Origin of the sequence: Gordonia sp. UBA7599, assembly GCA_002477755.1 — a bacterium.
Lineage (GTDB): Bacteria > Actinomycetota > Actinomycetes > Mycobacteriales > Mycobacteriaceae > Gordonia.
This window is the reverse complement of sequence record DLKD01000006.1, coordinates 1-3,358: the sequence shown is the minus strand read 5'-3', so window position 1 is coordinate 3,358 and position 3,358 is coordinate 1. Positions and strand designations below refer to the sequence as shown.

Sequence of the window (3,358 nt, the reverse complement as noted above, 5' to 3'; positions counted from 1 at the left end):
CTGGCGGGCGACCTCGAGGCCGATCTTGGCTCACCGGTCACCCTCCACGTCGATGTCGACCCCGCCCTTCTCGGCGGTGTCGTCGTCCGTGTCGGCAACGAGCAGATTGACGGCAGTATCGCGGGCAAGCTCGCCGCGGTACGCCGCGGCCTGCGCTGACCCCCGCTAGCCCAAACCCCACAACCCCACACGAAACCTTGATCGAGACCCGATCACCAGAGCCAGGAAGAGTAAGCACATGGCGGAGTTGACCATCTCCTCCGATGAGATTCGGAGCGCGCTGAGCACGTACACCAAGGAGGTGGACACGTCGGCCACCCGCGAGGAGGTGGGCACGGTCGTGGACACCGGCGACGGCATCGCCCACGTGAGCGGCCTGCCCGGCGCCATGGCGAACGAGCTGCTGGAGTTCCCCGGTGGCATCCGCGGCGTCGCACTGAACCTCGACCTCGACGCGGTCGGCGCGGTCATCCTGGGTGACTACGAGAACATCGAAGAGGGCCAAGAGGTCAAGCGGACCGGCAACGTGCTGTCGGTGCCGGTCGGTGACAACTTCCTCGGCCGTGTGATCGATCCTCTCGGTGCACCGATCGACGGCCTGGGCCCGATCGAGGCCGAGACCGACCGCGTCCTCGAGCTGCAGGCCGCCACGGTGCTGCAGCGCCAGCCCGTCGAGGAGTCGCTCGCGACCGGCATCAAGGCGATCGACGCCATGACGGCGATCGGCCGCGGCCAGCGCCAGCTGATCATCGGTGACCGCAAGACCGGCAAGACTGCGGTCTGCATCGACGCGATCCTGAACCAGAAGGACAACTGGAAGACCGGCGATCCGGAGAAGCAGGTCCGCTGCATCTACGTCGCCATCGGCCAGAAGGGCTCGACGATCGCCGGCGTCAAGACGGCACTCGAAGAGGCCGGCGCGATGGAGTACACGACCATCGTCGCGGCGCCCGCGTCGGACTCGGCCGGCTTCAAGTGGCTCGCCCCCTACACCGGCTCGGCCCTGGGCCAGCACTGGATGTACGCCGGCAAGCACGTCCTGATCGTGTTCGACGACCTGTCGAAGCAGGCCGAGGCCTACCGCGCGATCTCGCTGCTGCTGCGCCGCCCGCCGGGCCGCGAGGCATACCCCGGTGACGTCTTCTACTTGCACTCGCGTCTGCTGGAGCGTGCGGCGAAGCTCTCCGACGAGATGGGCGGCGGCTCGATGACCGCGCTGCCGATCATCGAGACCAAGGCCAACGACGTTTCGGCGTTCATCCCGACCAACGTCATCTCGATCACCGACGGCCAGGTGTTCCTCGAGTCCGACCTCTTCAACAAGGGCGTCCGCCCCGCCATCAACGTCGGCATCTCGGTGTCGCGCGTCGGTGGCGCCGCGCAGACCAAGGGCCTCAAGAAGGTCTCGGGATCCCTGCGCCTCGAGCTGGCCCAGTACCGCGAGCTGGAGGCCTTCTCGGCCTTCGCCTCCGACCTCGACGCGGCTTCCAAGGCCCAGCTTGAGCGCGGTGCCCGCTGGGTCGAGCTGCTCAAGCAGGACCAGTACAGCCCGGTCTCGGTCGAAGACCAGATCGTATCGCTGTACCTGTGCGGTGAGGGCTTCATGGACTCGGTGCCGGTGGGCGATATCCGCCGCTTCGAGGCCGAGTTGCTCGCCGACCTGCACCACAGCGCTGCCGGCGTCTACTCGAACATCGCCGGTGGCGGCGCTCTGTCCGACGACGACATTGCCGCACTGACCACGGCGACGAACAACTTCAAGGAGGGCTTCGTCGCCAGCGACGGCTCGCGGGTCGTCAACGACCCGGACGCGCCGGCCCTCAACGCCGACGACGTCGAGCCCGAGACCCTTCGGGTGACGAAGAAGAAGAAGTAGTCCGATGGCAACCATTCGGGAGCTGCGCTCGCGGATCCGGTCGATCCAGTCGACCAAGAAGATCACCAAGGCGCAGGAACTGATCGCGACCTCGCGGATCACCAAGGCGCAGGCCCGGGTGGCCGCCGCCCGGCCGTACGCGCAGGAGATCACCAAGGTGGTCACCACGCTCGCCGGTGCGTCGGTCTCGCTGGATTCGCCATTGCTCACGGCGCGGGAGAACCCCCGCCGGGCCGCGGTCCTGGTCGTCACCTCCGACAGCGGGCAGTGCGGCGGCTACAACTCCAACGTGTTGCGCGAGACCGAGGAACTGCTGGCCCTTCTGCGGTCGGAGGGCAAGGATCCGGTGCTCTACGTGATGGGCCGCAAGGGAGTGGGCTATTACACCTTCCGCAGCCGTCCGATCGTTGACAGCTGGACGGGCTTCTCCCAGCAGCCGGTATTCGCCGACGTCTCCGGTGCGGTCAAGCACCTGGTCGATGCCTTCCTGGCCGGATCGGGCGAGACCGTCGCCCACGACGGCGAGGACATCGAGGGCTTCGACGAACTGCACGTGGTCTACACGCGCTTCATCTCGATGCTGACGCAGCGTCCGACCGTCCGGCGGATGGCTCCCATCGACGTCGAGTTCGAGATCGAGCAGCTCAACATGGGGGAGGACATGCTCGACACCAACAGCGGTGCGGTCGTCGGACCCGAGATCGAGTTCGAGCCCGAGGCCAAGGAACTCTTGGACGCCCTGCTGCCGCGCTACGTCGCGTCACGGATCTTCGCGGCACTGCTGGAGTCGGCTGCGAGTGAGAACGCCGCCCGGCGCACCGCTATGAAGGCGGCGACTGACAACGCCACGGAGCTGGAGAAGAGCCTCTCGCGCGAGGCGAATGCGGCACGCCAGGCCCAGATCACCCAGGAAATCAGCGAGATCGTCGGTGGCGTCGAAGCCCTGGCGCACCACTGACACACGAACAACCGAGGAAAGTGAAGAAACCATGACTGCAGCAGTCACCGACTCCACCGCTGGTGCGGCTTCGGCAACCGCCGGTCGCGTCGCCCGGGTCATCGGGCCCGTCGTCGACGTCGAGTTCCCCCGGGGCGCCATCCCCGACCTGTTCAACGCCCTGCACGCGGAGATCACCCTCCCGTCGGTCGCCAAGACGCTGACCCTCGAGGTTGCCCAGCACCTGGGCGACAACGTGGTGCGAACCATTTCGATGCAGCCCACCGACGGTCTGGTCCGCGGTGCGGCCGTCACCGACACCGGCAAGCCGATCTCGGTGCCGGTCGGCGACGTCGTCAAGGGACACGTCTTCAACGCACTGGGCGACTGCCTCGACGCACCGGGCACCGGCCGCGACGGCGAGCAGTGGGGCATCCACCGCAAGCCCCCGGCCTTCGACCAGCTCGAGGGTAAGACCGAGATCCTCGAGACCGGCATCAAGGTCATCGACCTCCTGACCCCCTACGTCAAGGGCGGCAAGATCG

Annotated in this window: 3 protein-coding genes and 1 pseudogene; all 4 read left to right on the top strand. The window is 67.2% G+C overall.

Annotated elements, in window-relative coordinates; translation table 11 throughout:
- A partial coding sequence (locus tag B4L26_RS00460) for a F0F1 ATP synthase subunit delta (RefSeq protein WP_290714484.1) occupies nucleotides 1-159 on the top strand: 159 nt, incomplete at its 5' end.
- Nucleotides 160-238: 79 nt separating this feature from the next.
- The gene (gene atpA, locus B4L26_RS00455) at nucleotides 239-1,876 is read left to right on the top strand and encodes a F0F1 ATP synthase subunit alpha (protein WP_290714482.1); all 1,638 of its coding nucleotides are present in this window, start codon (nucleotides 239-241) and stop codon (nucleotides 1,874-1,876) included.
- A 4-nt stretch (nucleotides 1,877-1,880) separates the two neighbouring features.
- Nucleotides 1,881-2,834 (top strand): F0F1 ATP synthase subunit gamma, encoded by a 954-nt coding sequence (locus B4L26_RS00450; RefSeq protein WP_290714479.1) that lies wholly within the window; start codon nucleotides 1,881-1,883, stop codon nucleotides 2,832-2,834.
- Between the two features lie 31 nt (nucleotides 2,835-2,865).
- A pseudogene (locus B4L26_RS00445) lies at nucleotides 2,866-3,358 on the top strand (F0F1 ATP synthase subunit beta); the annotation flags it as partial.

Excerpts from the sequence above, each read along its gene's own strand:
- atpA (WP_290714482.1), top strand. The coding sequence starts at position 239 with ATGGCGGAGTTGACCATCTCCTCCGATGAGATTCGGAGCGCGCTGAGC.
- B4L26_RS00450 (WP_290714479.1), top strand. The coding sequence starts at position 1,881 with ATGGCAACCATTCGGGAGCTGCGCTCGCGGATCCGGTCGATCCAGTCG.